The 19483-nt window shown below is 55.9% G+C and carries 10 protein-coding genes; 3 read left to right on the top strand and 7 right to left on the bottom strand.

Annotated features, from left to right (window positions below):
* The 3 genes from pcrA to IDH41_RS07645 all read right to left on the bottom strand — a co-directional run.
* Nucleotides 1-2083, bottom strand: a 2083-nt coding sequence (gene pcrA, locus IDH41_RS07655; protein WP_449867045.1) for a DNA helicase PcrA, incomplete at its 3' end; no start/stop codon positions are given.
* A gap of 193 nt (nt 2084-2276) precedes the next feature.
* Nucleotides 2277-2996, bottom strand: a complete 720-nt coding sequence (locus IDH41_RS07650) for a heptaprenylglyceryl phosphate synthase (RefSeq protein WP_190859742.1) — start codon at nt 2994-2996, stop codon at nt 2277-2279.
* 22 nt (nt 2997-3018) lie between these two features.
* The gene (locus IDH41_RS07645; protein WP_190859740.1) at nt 3019-5541 is read right to left on the bottom strand and encodes a U32 family peptidase; all 2523 of its coding nucleotides are present in this window, start codon (nt 5539-5541) and stop codon (nt 3019-3021) included.
* 339 nt (nt 5542-5880) lie between these two features.
* On the opposite strand from IDH41_RS07645, the gene IDH41_RS07640 reads away from it, so the two are divergent.
* The gene (locus IDH41_RS07640; protein ID WP_190859738.1) at nt 5881-6849 is read left to right on the top strand and encodes a sugar phosphate isomerase/epimerase family protein; all 969 of its coding nucleotides are present in this window, start codon (nt 5881-5883) and stop codon (nt 6847-6849) included.
* Between the two features lie 56 nt (nt 6850-6905).
* On the opposite strand, the gene IDH41_RS07635 is transcribed toward IDH41_RS07640, so the two are convergent.
* Nucleotides 6906-7121, bottom strand: coding sequence for a hypothetical protein (locus tag IDH41_RS07635; RefSeq protein WP_190859736.1), 216 nt, complete (start codon nt 7119-7121; stop codon nt 6906-6908).
* 283 nt (nt 7122-7404) lie between these two features.
* Here IDH41_RS07635 and IDH41_RS07630 point away from each other — a divergent pair, with 283 nt between their 5' ends.
* Nucleotides 7405-9015 carry a nitrite/sulfite reductase gene (locus IDH41_RS07630; RefSeq protein ID WP_190859734.1) on the top strand — a complete coding sequence of 537 codons (1611 nt, stop codon included), beginning with the start codon at nt 7405-7407 and terminating at the stop codon, nt 9013-9015.
* 208 nt (nt 9016-9223) lie between these two features.
* Here the strand turns inward: IDH41_RS07630 and uvrA are convergent, their stop codons facing one another.
* From uvrA to IDH41_RS07615, 3 genes are all read right to left on the bottom strand, one after another.
* Nucleotides 9224-12106 carry an excinuclease ABC subunit UvrA gene (gene uvrA / locus IDH41_RS07625; RefSeq protein WP_190859732.1) on the bottom strand — a complete coding sequence of 961 codons (2883 nt, stop codon included), beginning with the start codon at nt 12104-12106 and terminating at the stop codon, nt 9224-9226.
* Nucleotides 12107-12123: 17 nt separating this feature from the next.
* Nucleotides 12124-14124: an excinuclease ABC subunit UvrB gene (gene uvrB, locus IDH41_RS07620; protein ID WP_397327604.1), complete on the bottom strand. Its 2001-nt coding sequence runs from the start codon at nt 14122-14124 to the stop codon at nt 12124-12126.
* A 165-nt stretch (nt 14125-14289) separates the two neighbouring features.
* Entirely contained in the window at nt 14290-15450 is a 1161-nt protein-coding gene (locus tag IDH41_RS07615; protein ID WP_190859728.1) for a response regulator, read from the bottom strand.
* A gap of 276 nt (nt 15451-15726) precedes the next feature.
* On the opposite strand from IDH41_RS07615, the gene IDH41_RS07610 reads away from it, so the two are divergent.
* Nucleotides 15727-19452 (top strand): collagen binding domain-containing protein, encoded by a 3726-nt coding sequence (locus IDH41_RS07610; protein ID WP_190859726.1) that lies wholly within the window; start codon nt 15727-15729, stop codon nt 19450-19452.
* Nucleotides 19453-19483: the final 31 nt, after the last annotated feature.

Here is a 19483-nt window from a genome sequence, read left to right as displayed (position 1 = left end):
CGGGCGCGCCGTATGCCGGCGCGCGCCCGCCAAAGCTGCGGCCGGCGGCGCTATGCGCTGCCGCGCCGCCGCCGAAGCCGCCCGCTCCGGCACCGAAGCCGCCTCCGCGGGAGAAACCTCCGCCGGCCGAAGCGGTTTCGCGCACGCCCTCCGGTATTTCCTGCAGGAAGCGCGAAGGGGCGTTGCTGCCTGTTCGGCCGAACAGCGTGCGCATTCTCGCGCACGTGAGGTACAGCCGCTTTTCCGCGCGGGTAATGCCCACGTAAGCAAGCCGCCGCTCCTCCTCCAGCTCCTCGTTGTCGGCCAGCGCCCGGCTGTGCGGAAATACGCTCTCTTCCATGCCGATGATGAACACGACCGGGAACTCGAGTCCTTTGGCGCTGTGCATCGTCATGAGCACGACCGCGTCGCCGCTTTTGTCCGCCGCTTCTTCTTCTTTGCTTAGCGTATCGATATCGGCAATCAAAGCGAGGTCCGTCAAGAACGCGACCAGCGTCCGATCCTCGTTCCGCTTCTCGAAGTCCATCGTCACCGACAGGAACTCCTCGATGTTCTCCAAGCGGGCCTTCGACTCGAGCGTGTTCTCCTGCTGCAGCTCCAGTCGGTATTGCGACAGCTCAAGCACCTTCTCGGTGAGCTCCGTCACCGATAAATATTCGACCATTCTCGTCAGGTTGTCGATAATCCCGTGAAATTCGCGAAGCTGCGTTCGCGTCCGTCCGTTCACGTCAAGATCGCGCAGATCGTCCAGTACCCGATAAATCGAGGTGCCCCGCCGCGCCGCTTCCTCCGCCAGCTTGCCGACCGTCGTATCGCCGATGCCGCGCTTCGGCACGTTAATGATGCGCAGCAGGCTGATATCGTCGTCCGGGTTCGAGACGAGCTTCAAATAACCGAGCAAATCCTTGATCTCTTTGCGGTCGTAGAACTTGATGCCCCCGACGATCTGATAAGGAATATCCGATTTGATTAGTATTTCCTCGATTACCCGGGATTGTGCATTCGTGCGGTACAAAATCGCGTGATCGGCGTATTTGTAGCCTTTGCCCAGGTTTTTGCGAATTTCTCCCGTTACGAAGTAGCCTTCCTCATGCTCCGTATCCGCCTGGTAGAGCGAGATCGGGTCGCCGGCCCCCTGATCGGTCCACAGCTTCTTCGGCTTCCGGCCCGTATTCAGCTTGATGACCGCATTGGCGGCGTCGAGTATGTTGGCCGTCGAACGATAGTTCTGCTCGAGCATAATCGTCCGCGCCTCGGGATAATCGCTTTCGAAGTTCAAAATGTTCGTAATGTCCGCTCCGCGCCACCGGTAAATCGACTGGTCGCTGTCGCCGACGACGCACAGGTTGTGGTGCTTATCCGCCAGCATGCGGGTCAGCATATATTGCGCCCGGTTCGTATCCTGATACTCGTCCACGTGGATGTAGCGGAATTTGTTCTGATAGAAATCGAGCACCTCGGGCATTTCCTTGAACAGCCGGATCGTGATCATGATCAGGTCGTCGAAGTCGAGCGAGTTGTTGCTGTACAGCCTCTTCTGGTACTTGGTATAAACCTGGGCCACGATGCCTTGAAAATAATCCCCGACCTTCTGCTCGTACTGCTCCGGCGTGATCAGCTCGTTCTTCGCGCCGCTGATCGCGGCTTGCACCGCCTTCGGCTCGAATTTTTTCGTATCGATGTTCATATCCTTCATGCAATTGCGGATAACCGAGAGCTGGTCCGAGGAATCCAGGATGGAGAAGCTGGACGTGAAGCCGATCCGGTCGATGTCCCTGCGCAGGATGCGCACGCACATAGAGTGGAAGGTCGAAACCCAAATATCCCTTCCCGACGGCCCGACGAGGGCGCTGACCCTGTCCTGCATCTCCCTCGACGCTTTATTCGTAAAGGTGATCGCCAGAATGCTCCACGGCGCCACGCGTTTCTTTTCTATTAAGTATGCAATCCGATGCGTCAGCACGCGCGTCTTGCCGCTGCCCGCCCCCGCCATGATGAGCAGGGGACCGTCGGTCGCCAGAACGGCTTCCCGCTGCGGCGAGTTCAGCTTCTGCACCGCTTGCTCGATGCCAATGGAATTCAACATGCTTTGGCTCCTTTGTTCGCATTTGTTCGCCTATTTCCAGTGTAGACAACGGCCACCGCCGTGTCAATTTGCTTAAGCTCATTTTTGAGAGAATTTTATTACTCCTTGCCATCCGACAAAAATGCCACCGTTCCGGGTTCAGAGCGATGGCATCCGTGCAATTCTTCTGTTGTTCGGCACCAGCCTTCGGTTACTTGGAGCCGATGGTGCCGCCCGCCGCTTCACGGACAGCCGCGACGGTGGAGAGCGCTGCTTCGAGGTCGCTGTAGATCGCGTTGCCGACCACGACCGTATGGGCCGATTCGGCCGCTTGGCGGGCCTTGTCCGCGCCGTCAATGCCTCCGCCGTAAAAAACGCGCGCCTGAACGGCGGCCGCCTTCGCCCGCTTCACGAGCTGCATATCGCCGAAACGTCCGCTATATTCCAAATAAACGACCGGCAGCCGCATGAGCCGGTCCGCCATTTGTACGTGCGCGACGACGTCGGCTTCGGTCAATTGCGTCCGCGCTCCCGTCAGCTTCGCCGCGGTCGCCTCCGCGTTCAAGATGAGATAGCCTTGCGCGGCCGTCGTCTCCCAAGGGACGAACGAGCCGTATTCCTTCAGCCCTTCCGTCTGGCGGCCGTTAATCCACTCCGCTTCGCCCGTGTTCAGGACGAGGGGAACGAAATAGCCGTCGAATCCGGGAACGGCGCCTTCCGCCGTCGATACTTCCAGCGCGCAGTCCAACGCGTAGCGGCGGACGCGCGCCATGAGGTCGACCGTATTCTCGAACGTGACGCCGCTCGAGCCTCCAATGATGATCGCATCCGTACCGGACGTACATACCGCTTCTAGCGCCTCATCGGAAATGTGCCGGTCGGGGTCAAGCTTAAACACATGCCGCCAACCGGAAAACCAAGCCTCGTTCATGAAAAATCCTGCCTCGCTATTGTTATTTAACCAGCTGTCCGCGGGTCACGCCAAGCTGATTGATCGCCTTCAGGCTCCGCCATACCTGCGTGCCGCTGATGCGTCCGTCGAGCGCGTCGCGGTATAGCGACAGCACCTCCAGCACCTTCTCCGATGACTCTTCCAAAAACTCGACGCGGAAGTTCTCGACGCCGAGGCCGACGAAGTTGCGGATATATTCCGCCCCGGACTGCTCGATCGCGTTGTATACCGTATTGCGGCAGCCTTCGTCGACGCGCACGGGATGCGCCATGCCGATCCGGTCCTGCAAGGACGCGCGCTGCTCCTCGCACGGCCGGCCGCAGTTCGTATAATCCGTGCCTTCGCTCATGAAGGTGCAGTACACGCAATGCTCCGTGTGGAACATCGGCAAATGCTGATGAATGACGACCTCCAGCTTCGAGGTGTCCGCGTGCTCGAGCAGATCGACCATCTGCTGAATGTTAAGGTCGTACGACGGCGTAATCAGGTCGAGGCCGACCTCGGCGAACAGGTTAACCGCCTTATGGTTCGCCACGTTAAGCGAGAAGTCGCCGATCAGCTTAGGGAACGGCTTCTCCGGATTCGCGGCGCGCGCCCTCAAATAATAGTAGAGCGCCCCCGTGTTCCGAACGAGCACCGCGTCCGGCTGCAGCTTCAATATATTCGCGTGATAGCCGTTCTCGCCCGGCATATGGATGCGCGGCGTCGCCAGCGCGATCGGCTTGCCCGCCTCGCGGGCGGCCGCGACCGCGGCGGGGAACTGCTTAATGAATTCGAAATCGGCGTAAATGTAGGCGACATCGGTTGTGACCGCGGCCTGCACCTGCTCGAGGCTGCGGCAGAGCGCCGTCAGCTTCGCATTCTTGCCGCTTCGCGGAGCGGTAATGTCCTTGCCTCCGGCATAGGCATCCGCGAACGCGTTCACTTTATTTTTGACGTAGACCGGCGGCTTCGGGCGCTCGCCTGCCAGCTGCTCGACCGCTTCGCGGCGCATTCGGTTCAGTTCGCGGATCGGTACGATCAAATCGCCCTGCAAGTCGACCTCCAGCTTGTCGAGCTGATAGATCGTCCCGCCGAGCCGTCCGAGCTGATCCTCCAGCAGCGCCGCGTCCATCGGCCGCTTCTGCGCCTGCTCCAGCAGCAGCTCGGACGCGACTTCAACCGTCGTTCCTTTCTGAACGTCCGTCCACCAGGTGCGCAGCGGCGCTCCGAGCTCGCCGGAGACGCGGATATGCAGCGGGAACACGCGGTACGGCTTCTCCGTCTCGAACGTTGCGCGCAGCCGCTTGTCTAACGCCGGATCGCTCGTCTTCCAGACGCGGTCGCCGACATGCACCTTGCGCAGATCAACGTCGTTGCGGCCGGCGACGAGTTCAATCACGACGCCTTCCTGCGCCTCGCCCTCGATCTTCACGCCTTGGCGGCGAATGTCGTAGACGCGTCCGCCCTCTTCCTTCTTCGTAGGGTCGCCCGCGTCGAACACGATGCCGTCGCCGCGCTTCAGCGGCGCTTCGATCCGCAGCGTAACCGCGTCGCGCATAATGCGTTCGACTCTGCCAAGATAGACGCCACGGCTTTTCGGGAACGTGCCCTCGACCAGCTGCTTGTTGTTCGTTCCTTGCAGGAAGCCGTGCGTAAAGCCGCGCGAGAAGCTTTGCTGCAGCTCGCGCACATCCTCGGCGGACGGCTTCGATAAGTCTCCCTCGAAATAGTTGTCGATCGCACGGCGATATTTGCTTACGACGTTCGCGACATATTCCGGGCTTTTGAGGCGCCCTTCGATTTTAAACGACGTGACGCCCGCTTCGATGAGCTCCGGCATGATATCGATCGCCGCCAAATCTTTCGGCGACAGCAAGTAGGCGATGTCTCCCATCGGCTTCACCTCGCCGTCGACCAGCAGATCGTACGGCAGCCGGCAAGCTTGCGCGCATTCGCCGCGGTTCGCGGAGCGGCCGCCCCACATTTCCGAGGTGAGGCATTGCCCGGAGTACGATACGCAAAGCGCGCCGTGCACGAACACCTCCATCGGCAGCTTCGCCTGCTCGCCGATCGTGCGAATTTGCTTCAGGTTATTCTCCCGGCCGAGCACAACCCGCTCCAGTCCGAACGGCTTCGTGAATTCGACCGCCTCCGGCGACGTGATCGTCATCTGCGTCGAGCCGTGGATCGGAAAGTCCGGCGACAGCTCGCGGATCAGCTTCACGAGCCCCAAGTCCTGCACGATGACCGCGTCGACGCCCGCGTCGATGCACATCTCGATCAGCTTCTGCGCGTCCCGCAGCTCGTCCTCGAACACGAGAATATTGAACGTCAGGAAGCCCTTGACGCCGTACGTATGAAGAAACGCCATAATCTCCGGCAGCTCCTCGCTGCGGAAGTTGTTCGCGCGGGCGCGGGCGTTAAACTTCTCCACGCCGAAAAATATCGCATCGGCGCCGTTGGCCACGGCCGCCCGCATGCAATCCCAATCGCCGGCCGGAGCCAGCAGCTCGACATCCGATCTATTTAAGGTTGTTTTCATCTATTCGTTAATCCCTCTCATTCCTCGCGTAAACGGCTGGCGCCGTTGCTTCTATCAGTGTATCAAACCGCGACTCTCTATTCCACCACACATTGCTGCCAGTCGGCTAGCCCCTTAACAGTATCACCTTCTACTAAATAGCTAAACAAGTATTATTCTATTACTAGGAACATAGTCTGACGTCGAACGGCCCCTCTGCCGCTCTATTCTTGTTTTGCTTTGTTATTATGCGATTTTGTCAAATGTCGTTTGGATTATGTGTTCCTTAGACGGAAGTGGTATACTAGAAGAGACTGCTAAAACAATCCATTCGGTGGATTTTGGGAGGTATATGATTCGATGAAATTAGGAGTATTCAGCGTTTTATTTGCTCAGAAGCCTTTCGAAGAAGCGCTCGACTACATCGCCTCCAAAGGGCTTGAAGCGATCGAGATCGGAACGGGCGGCTACCCGGGCAACGCGCACTGCGACGTTGACGCGCTGCTTGCGGACGAGGCTAAGCTGAAAGCGTTTAAACAGGCGGTGGAATCGCGCGGTTTGATCATCAGCGCGCTCAGCTGCCACGCCAATCCGCTGCATCCGCAGAAGGCGATCTCCACCGAGCATGACGGCGTGATCCGCAAAACGATCGAGCTCGCGAACCGTCTCGAAGTACCGGTCGTCAACACGTTCTCCGGCTGCCCGGGCGATCACGAGGATGCCAAGTATCCGAACTGGCCGGTTGCGCCATGGCCGAACGATTATCAAGATATTTTGAAATGGCAATGGGAAGCGAAAGTTATTCCATATTGGTCCGAAATCGGCAAACAGGCCGAAGCGGCAGGGGTCAAAATCGGCCTCGAGCTTCACGGCGGCTTCTCCGTGCACAGCCCGGCGACGCTTCTTCGCCTCCGCGAAGCGGCTGGCAGCGCAATCGGCGCCAACCTGGATCCGAGCCATATGTGGTGGCAAGGCATCGATCCCGTGCAAGCGGTACATATTCTTGGCCGCGCGGGCGCCATCCATCACTTCCACGCGAAGGATACGACGATCGATCCGATCAACGTCAACCATCACGGCGTAACGGACATGCAATCCTACGCGCTCATGCTTGACCGCGCTTGGCAGTTCCGTACCGTCGGCTATGGACACGACCTGAAGACATGGGCTGACATCCTCAGCGCGCTCCGCCTCGTCGGCTACGACTACGTCGTCAGCATCGAGCACGAAGACGGCTTGATGTCCGTTGACGAAGGCTTCACGAAAGCCGTTCAAAACCTTCAGCAAATCCTGATCCGCGAGCCGCTTGGCGAAATGTGGTGGGTATAATTTTGACAACAAAAGGTCTGCCGGATGCGTCCGGCAGACCTTTTGTTTCCCTATTTTTAAGCTAACCAAACCTTCGTGATCATGATGTAGTCGATGACCAGAAACAGGATGAGCGCTACCGCCGTGAATCCGATAGCGAACAAGTTCCTTTTGGGACGGGCGCCGAGCAGTCGAACGAAGCCGATTGCAATCAGTATGGTGAACGCGAGCATGAACCAATCGAACGTATTGATTTTGCTGGCCGCCTGAGCTGCTTCTTCTGCCAAAAACATGAAGGGACCTCCTTTTTTTCGCACGTAGCCTATATTACTCTATGTTAGCTTCAAGTTGCCGCGGACGCAAGTCCGAATCCGGTTTCGTAACAACTTTGTCACGAATTTCGAATGATCGCTTCAATATAATAAAAGCCAATCAATCGCATAATAAAGTCTTATGGATGACCTGCGCCATTTCATTGTACCCATACCTAAAATATGTTACCATCATCGTAGTATATTCATACTAAGAACGTCGGAATTTATAGGCATGCTTGACACTTACAAGGGGGACATGACAATGGCTTACGAACCGATTTGGATGAACGATCCGTCCAAATTGAATAAATTCGAATTTGTGAAGATGGAGAAGGACGGTCTCGACGTCATCCGCACCATCATTGAAGAATATTCCCAGAAAGGGTATTCCTCGATTCCGGAAGACGATATGAACCGCTTCAAATGGGCGGGCGTCTATGAGCAAAAGCCGCGCGACGGCCACTTCATGATGCGCATCCGGATTAACAGCGGCATTATGACGTCCGAGCAGGCGCGCATGCTCGCTTCGATTGGCCGCGATTACGGCCGCGATCTGATCGACGTCACGACTAGGCAAGCGATTCAGTATCACTGGTTGAAGGTCGAGAACCTGCCCGATATTTTCAAACGGCTTGAGCAAGTCGGCCTTTACAGCTACGAAGCTTGCGGCGACTGCCCGAGAACGATTGTAGGCAATCCGCTGGCGGGTATCGACAAGAACGAGTTGATGGATACGACGGCGATCGTGAGTGAAGTGAACGATTTCTTCCTGATGAACCGCGACTTCTCGAACCTGCCTCGTAAATATAAAATGTCCATCTCTGCCAATATCTATAACAACGCCAACGCGGAGATCAACGACCTTGCCTTCGTCCCTGCAACTAAGGTGATCGACGGCCAAGAGGTAATCGGATTCCACTTTTTCGTCGGAGGCGGCCTGTCCGCTAAGCCGCATTTGGCGAAGCCGATCGATATGTTCGTGCGTCCGGAGGAAGTATTGAAGGTAGCCATCGGCGTTACGACGATTTTCCGCGATTACGGGTACCGCGAGAAGCGCCATCAGGCCCGCCTGAAATATTTGGTCGCGGACTGGGGTCCGGAGAAGTTCAAAGAGAAGCTGGTCGAAATTATCGGCGACATGCCTTCGCGCGGCGAAGACAAAACGGCCGGCTGGCAAGCCGCTTACTTTGACGGCGTTCACCCGCAGAAGCAGGACGGCCTGAATTACATCGGCCTGAACGTTCCGGTCGGCCGCACGAATTCCAACGAATTCGAGCAGCTTGCCGATATCGCGGACAAATACGGAGACGGCACAATCCGCACGACGATGTCGCAAAACATTATTATCGCGGGAGTGCCGGACGACAAGGTGGAAGAGGCGCTTCAAGCACCCGTGTTTAACCGCCTGTCGCCGAATCCGAAGCATTTCATGAGCCGTACCGTATCCTGCACGGGCAACGAATTCTGCAACCTGGCGATCGTAGAGACGAAGGAATTCGCCCGCGTCGTCGCGCAATACCTGGATGAGAACGTCGAGCTGGACGAGAAGATCCGCATTCACTTTATCGGCTGCCCGAACGCTTGCGGCCAGAAGCATATCGCGGATATCGGCCTGCAAGGCTCGCTCGTCAAGACGCCGGAAGGCATGGTCGACGCATACGACATTGCCGTCGGAGGCATCCTCGGTCCGGACGCCAAGTTCAATACAGCGCTCAAAGGGCGCGTGAAGAGCAGCGACGTCGGCAGCGTGCTGAAGCAGTTGATCGAGTTCTACAAGGAGCAGCGGAGCAGCGGCGAAAGCTTCCACGCCTTCGTTAATCGCGTAGGCGTACCTGCTTTCCAAGAAAAGCTGACCGAAATTTTGGCTAGTTAAACCCTATTGCAAAATGTTAAAACCCGCTGGCGGACTAGGCTTATGCCGTTCCCGCCAGCGGGTTTTTGTCTATTTTCACCCTTTTTTGATAGAAGCCAAATTTACTCCTATCCCCCACTGGTGTTGCTCCTTTCCGTTATTGCCGAAAAAAGAGAGGGCTCATCGCCCGAAGATCCGAAGATCGACAGCGATGCGCCCTCCTGACGGTTTATTCTGCTGCGGCAGCTACCTGCTCCAGTTCCTTGCGTCTCGCGATCGTCCGTTCACGGTCGCGGGCCAGAACCGGCTTCAAATATTTGCCGGTATACGACTGCTCGACCTTGATGACCTGCTCCGGCGTGCCGGTCGCGACGATCGTTCCGCCGCCGTTGCCGCCTTCCGGACCGAGGTCGATAAGATAGTCGGCCGTCTTGATGACGTCCAGATTATGCTCGATAACGAGCACGGATTCGCCCGAATCGACCAGCCGGTGAAGCACGGTCAGCAGCCGGTCAATGTCATGGACATGCAAGCCGGTCGTCGGTTCATCCAGTATATAAAGCGTCTTGCCCGTCGACCTGCGGTACAGCTCCGCCGCCAGCTTCACGCGCTGCGCTTCGCCGCCGGACAGCGTCGTCGCCGGCTGACCAAGCTTCATATAGCCGAGACCGACATCGAGCAACGTCTGCACTTTGCGATGGATGCGCGGAAGATTCTCGAAGAAGACGCAGCTGTCCTCGATCGTCATTTCCAGCACTTCCGCGATGTTTTTCCCTTTGTACTTCACTTCCAGCGTCTCGCGGTTGTAACGCTTGCCTTTGCAAATCTCGCAAGGAACGTAAACGTCCGGCAGGAAGTGCATCTCGATCTTAATAATGCCGTCGCCGCGGCAGGCTTCGCAGCGGCCGCCCTTCACGTTGAAGCTGAACCGGCCCTTCTTGTAGCCGCGTACCTTCGCCTCGTTCGTGCTGGCGTACAAGTCGCGGATATCGTCGAACACGCCCGTATAGGTTGCCGGATTCGAGCGCGGCGTCCGGCCGATCGGCGACTGATCGATGTCAATGACCTTCTCCAAATGCTCAAGGCCGCGAAGTTCTTTGTATTGGCCAGGGCGAACCTTCGCCTTGTTCAAGTCCCGCGCAAGCGTCTTATACAAAATTTCATTAACGAACGTCGATTTGCCCGAGCCGGATACGCCCGTCACGGCGGAGAACACGCCGAGCGGGATTTTGACGTTGACGTTCCTCAGGTTGTTCTCCTTCGCGCCGCGAACCTCGAGCCACTTGTCGTTCGTCTTGCGGCGCTCCTCCGGCACCTCGATGAACTTCCGGCCGCTCAAATATTGGCCCGTAAGCGAGTTATCGTCCGCCATTACTTCCTTCGGCGTTCCCTGCGCGATAACCTTGCCCCCGTGAATGCCGGCGCCCGGTCCGATGTCGATAATGTAATCGGCCGCGAGCATCGTATCCTCGTCATGCTCGACGACGATGAGCGTATTGCCCAGATTGCGCATATGCTCCAGCGTCTGGATCAACCGATCGTTATCCCGCTGATGCAGCCCGATGCTCGGCTCGTCCAAGATATAGAGGACGCCCATCAGGCTGGATCCGATTTGGGTGGCCAACCGGATCCGCTGCGCTTCGCCGCCCGATAGCGTGCCCGCTGCTCGGCTTAGCGACAAATATTCAAGTCCGACGTTGACGAGGAACCCGAGCCGGCTGTTAATTTCCTTCAAAATAAGACCCGCGATCGTCCGCTCCTTGTCGATCAGCTTCAGCCCTTCGAAATAGCGGCTCGCTTCCCCGATCGACAACGAAGTGACCTGCGCGACGTTCTGCGCGCCGATCGTGACGGCGAGACTTTCCTTGCGCAGGCGCTGGCCCTTGCATGATCCGCAAGGCTTGGCGCTCATATAGCCTTCGATATGCTCGCGCATCATGTCAGAACCCGTGTCCCGGTACCGGCGCTCCAGGTTGTTGACGATGCCCTCGAACGGAACGTACGCTTCCTTGCGGTGGCCGAAGTCGTTCTCGTAGAGGAATCGGACGCGCTCTCCGCCGGTTCCGTACAGAAGCTTCTTCATCTGTTCGGCGGACAGCTCCGACACCGGCACGTTCTGGGGGATACCGTAATGAACGCAAACGGCGCTTAGAAATTGCGGGTAATAGTTCGACGTGCTTCCGACCCATGCCTGGAAGGCGCCTTCTTCGATCGTAAGCGAAGCATCCGGCACCAGCAATTCGGGATCGACGATCATCTTCACGCCCAAGCCGTCGCATTCCGGGCAGGCGCCGTACGGGCTGTTGAAGGAGAACATGCGCGGCTCCAGCTCGTCGATGCTGAACCCGCATTCCGGACATGCGAGATTCGAGCTGAACAGCAGCTCCTCCTGATCGATGATGTCGACGAGCACTCTTCCTTCGGCCAGCTTTAGTGCCGTTTCGAGGGAGTCGGCCAGCCGGCCGTGGACGTCCGACTTCACGACGATCCGATCTACGACGACCTCGATGCTGTGCTTCTTGTTCTTCTCGAGCTCGATCTTCTCGCTAAGCTCCCTCAGCTCGCCGTTCACCCGAACGCGCACGAAGCCCTGCTTCTGGATGTCGGCCAGCAGCTTCGCATGCTCGCCCTTGCGCCCCGAGACGATCGGAGCCAAAATTTGAAGCCTTGTCTTCTCCGGATATTCCATAATGCGGTCGACCATCTGTTCGACCGTCTGCGACGTAATCTCGATGCCGTGCTCCGGGCAGTGCGGCTTGCCGATGCGCGCGAACAGCAACCGAAGATAGTCGTAAATTTCCGTTACCGTGCCCACCGTAGAGCGAGGGTTGCGGCTCGTCGTCTTCTGGTCGATCGAGATGGCCGGGGACAGCCCGTCGATCGAATCGACGTCGGGCTTCTCCATTTGCCCGAGAAATTGGCGGGCGTAAGCCGACAGCGACTCCACGTAGCGGCGCTGGCCCTCGGCATAAATGGTATCGAACGCAAGCGAGGATTTGCCCGATCCGCTCAGCCCGGTTAAGACGACGAACTTGTCGCGCGGTATCGTGACGTCTATGTTTTTGAGATTGTGGGCGCGCGCGCCCTTAATGACGATCTTATCGCTAGCCAATTTCTTCTCTCCTCCTACTATCCCATCTCGGCGCGAAGCTCAAGCAGCGCGTCGCGAAGCTCCGCGGCCCGCTCGAACTGCAAGCTCTTCGCCGCTTCCTTCATCTCCGCCTCCAGCTTCTCCACAAGCGCCAAGCGATCCTTTTTGGACATTTTGTCGGCGTCCGCCCCGGTCAAGTAGTCGGACTTCTGCTCCGCTACCTTCGTAGCCTCGATGACGTTGAGGACTTTCTTCCGTATCGTCTGAGGCGTAATGCCATGCTTCTCGTTATGCGCCAGCTGAATCGCGCGCCGGCGCTCCGTCTCCTTGATCGCGCGATCCATCGAATCGGTGATTTTGTCGCCGTACATGATGACGCGGCCTTCGCTGTTCCTCGCGGCCCGCCCGATCGTCTGGATGAGCGAGCGGTCGGAGCGAAGAAAGCCTTCCTTGTCCGCGTCGAGTATCGCGACGAGCGATACTTCCGGCAGGTCAAGGCCTTCCCGTAGCAGATTGATCCCGATCAGCACATGGAAAACCCCGAGCCGGAGGTCGCGCAGGATCGCAAGCCTCTCGAGCGTCTTAATATCGGAATGAAGGTAACGGACTTTGATGCCGATCTCCTTCATGTAGTCCGTCAAATCCTCCGCCATCTTCTTCGTCAGCGTCGTGACGAGAACCCTCTCGTCCTTCGCGATCCGATCGCGGATTTCATGCAGCAAGTCGTCGATCTGCCCCTTCGTCGGGCGCACCTCGATGATCGGATCGATGAGTCCCGTCGGACGGATGATCTGCTCCGTCATCGTATCGCAATGCTCCAGCTCGTAAGGGCCGGGCGTGGCGGATACGTAAATGAGCTGCTTCGTCTTCTCCTCGAACTCCTCGAAGCGAAGCGGCCGGTTATCCATCGCGGACGGCAGGCGGAAGCCGTGATTGACGAGCATTTCCTTCCGCGCCCGGTCGCCGTTGAACATCGCCCGAATCTGGGGCAGCGACACGTGCGACTCGTCGATGACGACCAGCATGTCGTCAGGGAAATAATCGAGCAGCGTGTACGGCGTAGCCCCGCGCTCCCTGAACGTCAGCGGTCCGGAGTAGTTCTCGATGCCCGAGCAAAAGCCCATCTCGGCCATCATCTCCAAATCGTAGCGCGTCCGCTGCTCCAGCCGCTGCGCTTCCAGCAGCTTGCCTTCCCCGCGAAGCTCGGCGAGACGCTCCTCCAGCTCGCGCTCGATGTTGACCAGAGCCAGCTTCATCGTCTCCTCGTGCGTAACGAAGTGAGAGGCCGGGAAAATAGCGATATGCTCGCGTTCGGCGACGATCTCTCCGGTCAGCACGTCGATTTCCGAGATGCGCTCGATCTCGTCCCCGAACAATTCGACCCGAATGGCCCGCTCGTTATTCGCGATCGGGAAGATCTCGACGATATCGCCGCGCACGCGGAACGTGCCGCGCGTGAAGCTGATGTCGTTGCGCGAGTATTGAATGTCGACCAGCTTATGCAGGATCGCGTCGCGAGGCTTCTCCATCCCTACGCGCAGCGAGAGGACCAGGCTGCCGTATTCCATCGGCGAGCCGAGGCCGTAGATGCACGAGACGCTCGCGACGATAATGACGTCTCGGCGATCGAAGAGGGCGCTCGTCGCGGAGTGGCGCAGTTTATCGATCTCGTCGTTGATGCTCGAATCCTTCTCGATAAACGTATCCGTAGAAGGAATGTAGGCTTCCGGTTGATAATAGTCGTAGTAGCTTACGAAGTATTCCACGGCATTGTTGGGGAAAAAGGCTTTGAACTCGCTGCACAGCTGCGCGGCCAGCGTCTTGTTGTGCGCGATGACCAGCGTCGGCCGGTTCAGCTTCGCCACCGTATTGGCAATCGTGTACGTCTTGCCCGTCCCGGTCGCGCCCAGCAGCGTCTGATGCCTCTTACCCGCCTTGACGCCTTCTACCAGCTCCTCGATCGCCTTCGGCTGATCGCCCTGCGGCGTATACTCCGATATGATCTCGAACGGCTTCGGTTCCTTAATAAGCTCGCTCACGGCCGTCATCCACCTCCGTCATTCCTCAAGTTCTGTTACCAGTATAGTCAAAGAAAATGAATTCTCTACATTTGCCCATTCAAAAATAAGAATGTTTGTTCCCGTTCCATTATACTCTTTAATCTAAAAAGGTGCAAGATCGCGGCTTCTTCCGCCGGCGCGAGGTTATCCGCGGCTCGCGATCTTCCCGGCTCTCTCCTCCAGCCATTGCCGATACCATAGTCCGATCTGCACGGGGATGGACAGGCCAAGCTCCGATTCCATCTTCTCGTTGAGCTCCTCGTAATAGGCGGCGACCTTATCGAACTGTCCTTTTTCATCGTACAGCCGCAATAAAATCAGAGCCTCCTCCTCGCTGTAAGGATCGATCTGCTGGATGCGCTCGTAGAGCTGAACCGTGCTCGCGTGTCCGCGATCCGCCTTCAAATAATAGAGCCCCAGCTCGCGCGCGTGGCTAAGCCACAATCGCCGAAGCCGCTCGCTTTCATGCTCCGCCCATACGTAGCCGTGATCCTCCAAATAATCGCCTTCGTACGACATAAGCCATTCGAACCGTTCATTCGGGTTAGCAACAACCTCCATCCCCAGCCTGGCTCCCCTCTGCTCCCATTGCTCCTTGTCCAGCAGCGCTTCGCCGATCTCCAGGATATACCCTTCCTGAATGCTTGAATTTTGAATCGAAACGACCATTCCCGCCGCGTGCAGGCATTGCCTGATTTGGTAGATCGCCGTATACAGCTGGGCCATTGCCCGCTTCAGATCCATTCTGGGGAAGAACAGGTCCAGAAGCGTCGACTTGTGCACGATTTGTCCTTTATGATGCAGCAGGTACGCGAACATTTCCTGCGCCTTCGCCGTTCGCCACTTCGGCACCTCGGGCGATTTCCCACGCGATTGAAATCTCAAGGTCTTAAGGCAATAGATCGTTTTAGGCGTCTGATCGGCCGGCCCATTGTCTACACGTTCGGGTTTCAACTTCAGCAAACGCTCGACCGTTTTGTGCACGCGCTGCTTCTGAATCGGCTTCAATACATAATCGACCGCGTTTACCTCGAACGCTTGGATGGCGTATTCGTCATAGGCCGTTACGAACACGATGGCCGCATCGGGACATGAAACCTGCAGCAGTTCCGCCGCCTGCAAGCCCGACAGGCCAGGCATGTGAATATCCAAAAAAACGACGTCCGGCCTCGCCTTGGCTGCATGCGCAAGCGCTTCCTCCGGATCCTGGAACGCCTCGACTTCCGCGGTGTCTACGACCTCGCGAAGCAGCTTTTCCAATTGAAGAAGCGCCAGCCTCTCGTCGTCTACCAACATGAATCTCATTTCTTCACCTCTTGTTGTCGCTTGGCAACGAATGAATTCATTATAACCGTTCTATTCAATCATATCGGAAAATCTCTAACATTTTAACGACTTCGACATCGTCATGTTTAGACAGTATTTTTCAGATTTTGTATATTTCGATACAGTACAATACAAAGGATGTTATAAAAAGTCGTACTTTGATGGATAAAGGAGGTTCCCTTGTATTTTAGCCTTCCGTTATCGGAACGGCAATCATTTTAAACTATTACATTGATAGGTACGGAGGTAAGAGACGTGAGAAAGAAATCGGCTGCGCTCATCATCGCGTTATTGCTCTTGTTTCAGTATGCCAATTATGCCGGCGTATTGAAGCAAGTCGAAGCGGCAGGAAACGAAATTACGGAAAATATACTGACGAAAGTTTCGATTGTAAAGGACGACCCCGCACGGACGGTTATCGCTTCGGTATACGATTCCGGGACGGGCGTCATATCCAATCCGGACTTCCGAATCGACCCTGACGATAAAGTACGTTTGTATTATGAATGGGCTTTGCCTAACGATCACCCTTACCAAGCGGGCGATACGTTCAAGTTTTTGCTTCCGAAAGCTTTCAAGCTGTATAACGGCTTCACAGAGCCTCTGAAATTTAATGGCGAAGAAATTGGAACTTTTACGGTCACGAAGACGAGCGACTCTAGCAGCGACAATGAAGTCGTCATGACTTTTAACAATTTAATTAAGGAACGTTCCAATGTACAAGGAACCCTCGAATTTTTCACCGAATTCGAGCAGAGCACCGTCATCAAGCAAACGACTGAGGAAATTAAGTTCAAAATTAACGGCGGTGAGCAGACCGTTACCCTGCTATTCAATCCTAAGGGAGGCTCACCGATTTCGAAGTCCGGTAAGACCGACAGGGTGAAAAACGCAAAGAACATCAATTGGACGATCGATGTCAACAAAAGCCTGGGCCGCGTCACGAATGCTTTGGTAACGGATCCGATTCCAAGCGGTCTTGCGCTAAAAGCGGACTCCGTCAAGGTGTATAACCTTAACGTCAATATTGACGGTACGGCTGACAAAGGATCAGAAATCACAACAGGATTCACCGTCGGCAAAATCAACGGCACGGACGACTTCACGGTAGGACTCGGCACCATCGACAAAGCGTACCGGATTGAATTTACGACTGCGATTTTGGACGGTACCGCAACGGACTTTACAAACGAAGCGACATTTTCGGGCGACAATATTACGGACGCGACCGCCGAGGATACCGTAGACACGCCGCGGGGCGAGCTCCTTGGGAAAAGTTCGACCGGTTACAACTCCGCTACTCAAACCGTCGACTGGGCGATCGCGTACAATTACGGCGAGACGACTATCGCGGCGGATGATGCTCTGCTTCAAGACCGGTTCGACGATTCTCAGCAATTGATAGCGAACAGCATCGTCGTCCATCAGATGAAAATCAACGACAACGGTACCGCATCAGAAGACGGCTTGGTCGATGCTTCTGAATACACGGTCACTCCTGTTACGGCATCCGGCGGCAAAGAAGGTTTCGATCTTAAGTTCAATTCCGAGATCGACTCGGCCTACAAAATTTCTTACAAAACAAAAGCGGATGGCCACGTTTATGCAAATTCAACGATTCATAACGAAGTAACAACTGGAACGACCACGAAAACAGGCACTCGTGCGCTTGAGCAGCAATTTGCCAAAAAGTCGGATTCCAATCCTGATTATGACGCGAAAACCGTTGATTGGACTATTGTGATTAACGGCAACAATAACAGTCTTGAAGGCGTATCCATTACGGACGTTTTCGAACAGGGCGGGCTTGAGTTCATCCCGGAAACATTAGCCGTAAAGGAAGCTGATACCGGGACAGTCATCTCATCCGTTTACGCGGTGAGCGCGCCTGACAAAAAAGCCGGGTTCACTTTAACTTTCAATCCTGGTCATGTCGTTAATAAAAAGTATATCATCACCTATAAAACGAAGTTCGATAACGACTGGAAACATGCTAGTGCAAACAGTAACGGAACTTTTTACAATGAAGGGACGCTAGCGTGGACTTCCATCGACGGTTCGACGGCCGACGCCACGAAGAGCATAGATTTTTCAGACACGTTCAATCCCGATACTTATACAAAAGACAACGGTTATAAGAAAGGTTCTTATAACGCTACCACCAAAGAACTCACCTGGGATATCGGAATCAACTACAACAAGAAGCAAATAGCCAATGCGTCAGTATCCGACAAGCTCCTGTCCGGCCAGAAGCTGCAAGCAGGAACTTTGGAAATCCATCACATGACATTAACCGGCGGGGCTAACGGAACTTCGACCGGCGCACCGGTCGATCCGAGTCAATACGAGGTCATCGAACCGTCCGAGGCTAATGAAAACACGTTAACCGTCAACTTCATGAACCCTATCGATTCTCCTTATCAAATTACATTCAAAACAACGCTCGACCAAGTACTTATTAATAATAAAGTAGACAATACCGCAGTTCTATCTGGAGTGGGCGGCTATTCAGCTAGCTTGAAGCATACGGTCAATATCCCGCAAGGCGGAGAATATATCCGTAAAACAGGAGCTCAGGACGCAACGGATCCTAACTTCGTGAACTGGACCATCCAAATCAATCGCGGACAATCTCATGTCGCCGATGCCAAAATCATTGACGAGCCTAGCGGCAATCAGGTACTGGATGAGGAATCGTTCAAATTATTTGCAACTACTGTAGCAGCGAACGGCAACGTGTCGAAAGCAGCCGAATTAATGAGAGATACCCATTATGAGCTTGATGTCGTCACGGCGCCTGACGGGAAACAAACGTTCACGCTCAGCTTCATCGACCCTAATCCGATTACGACAGCTTACATCCTCGAATATAGAACCGTGACAGATGCGGCCCATGGCGTTGCCATTACCAATAAAGTCAGCTTCGAGGGCAACGGGGTGACCACCGTGACTAAAAACGAGGAGACGCCAATCGTCATCCAACGCTCATCTGGTTCGGGTACAGGCTCCGGCTTGACTGGAAGCCTTGAGATCACAAAGGTCGACGCGTCGGATACATCGAAGGTCCTTTCAGGAGCCGAGTTCGAGCTCCGCCGTAAGTCTACCGGTGCCGTAGTCGGCAAACTGACAACGAACGCTTCGGGTAAGGTCGTTTTCCCGACGCTGCTGTACTCGCAATACATTTTAAAAGAAACGAAGGCTCCTGTAGGCTATCTCCTTCCTGCAGACAATGAACAAATCATAACCATCAATTCTAAAGTGGCACAAACGATTACGATCTCGAACACAGTAGATCCGGACGCGCCGACGCCGACGCCTGATCCGACTACTCCGACACCGACGCCGGATCCGACTACTCCGTCGCCAACGCCGGACACGTCTACTCCGTCGCCAACGCCGGATACGACTACTCCGTCGCCAACGCCGGATACGACTACTCCGTCGCCAACGCCGGATCCGACTACTCCGTCGCCAACGCCAGACACAACTACTCCGACACCGACGCCGGATACGACTACTCCGTCGCAAACACCGGACACGTCTACTCCGTCGCCTACGCCGGATACGACTATTCCAAGCCCGACGCCTCCCGTTGTAGAAGAGGAGACGAAGGAAGATACGCCGATCACGGGCGAAGTCGAAGTGCCGGATGACGGCAAGGTTACAGTCGGCGATAAGCCTGCTAACGGCAGCGTGACCGTTACGCCTGACGGCAAGTGGACGTACACGCCAAAGCCGGGCTTTGTCGGCAAAGATAAGTTCTCCGTCATCGTCACGGACGGCGACGGCAACGCGGAGGAAATTTTCTTCGAGGTCGACGTGGAGGAAATTCCGCTCGGCACGGTCGATGGCCAACCGGACGTATCGGTACTGCCGAAGACGGGAGAAGACAGCTACCTGTCCTGGCAGCTGATCGGCCTCATGCTGATCGCGCTGGGCGCCGGCCTGTACTTCACCCGTAAGAAGAAATCGACGAACTGATCCTCCTTACACGCGTTAAAAAAGCGGCGGA

Origin of the sequence: Paenibacillus arenilitoris, from assembly GCF_014705655.1 — a bacterium.
GTDB classification, from domain to species: domain Bacteria; phylum Bacillota; class Bacilli; order Paenibacillales; family Paenibacillaceae; genus Pristimantibacillus; species Pristimantibacillus arenilitoris.
The sequence above is the reverse complement of the archived record's forward strand: the minus strand, read 5'-3'. Positions and strand labels throughout refer to the sequence as shown.

Bases quoted from the DNA above. Each gene is read 5' to 3' on its own strand.
- IDH41_RS07630 (WP_190859734.1), top strand. From the start codon at position 7,405: ATGGCTTACGAACCGATTTGGATGAACGATCCGTCCAAATTGAATAAA.
- IDH41_RS07650 (WP_190859742.1), bottom strand. From the start codon at position 2,996: ATGAACGAGGCTTGGTTTTCCGGTTGGCGGCATGTGTTTAAGCTTGAC.
- IDH41_RS07645 (WP_190859740.1), bottom strand. From the start codon at position 5,541: ATGAAAACAACCTTAAATAGATCGGATGTCGAGCTGCTGGCTCCGGCC.
- IDH41_RS07615 (WP_190859728.1), bottom strand. From the start codon at position 15,450: ATGAGATTCATGTTGGTAGACGACGAGAGGCTGGCGCTTCTTCAATTG.
- IDH41_RS07640 (WP_190859738.1), top strand. From the start codon at position 5,881: ATGAAATTAGGAGTATTCAGCGTTTTATTTGCTCAGAAGCCTTTCGAA.
- IDH41_RS07635 (WP_190859736.1), bottom strand. From the start codon at position 7,121: ATGTTTTTGGCAGAAGAAGCAGCTCAGGCGGCCAGCAAAATCAATACG.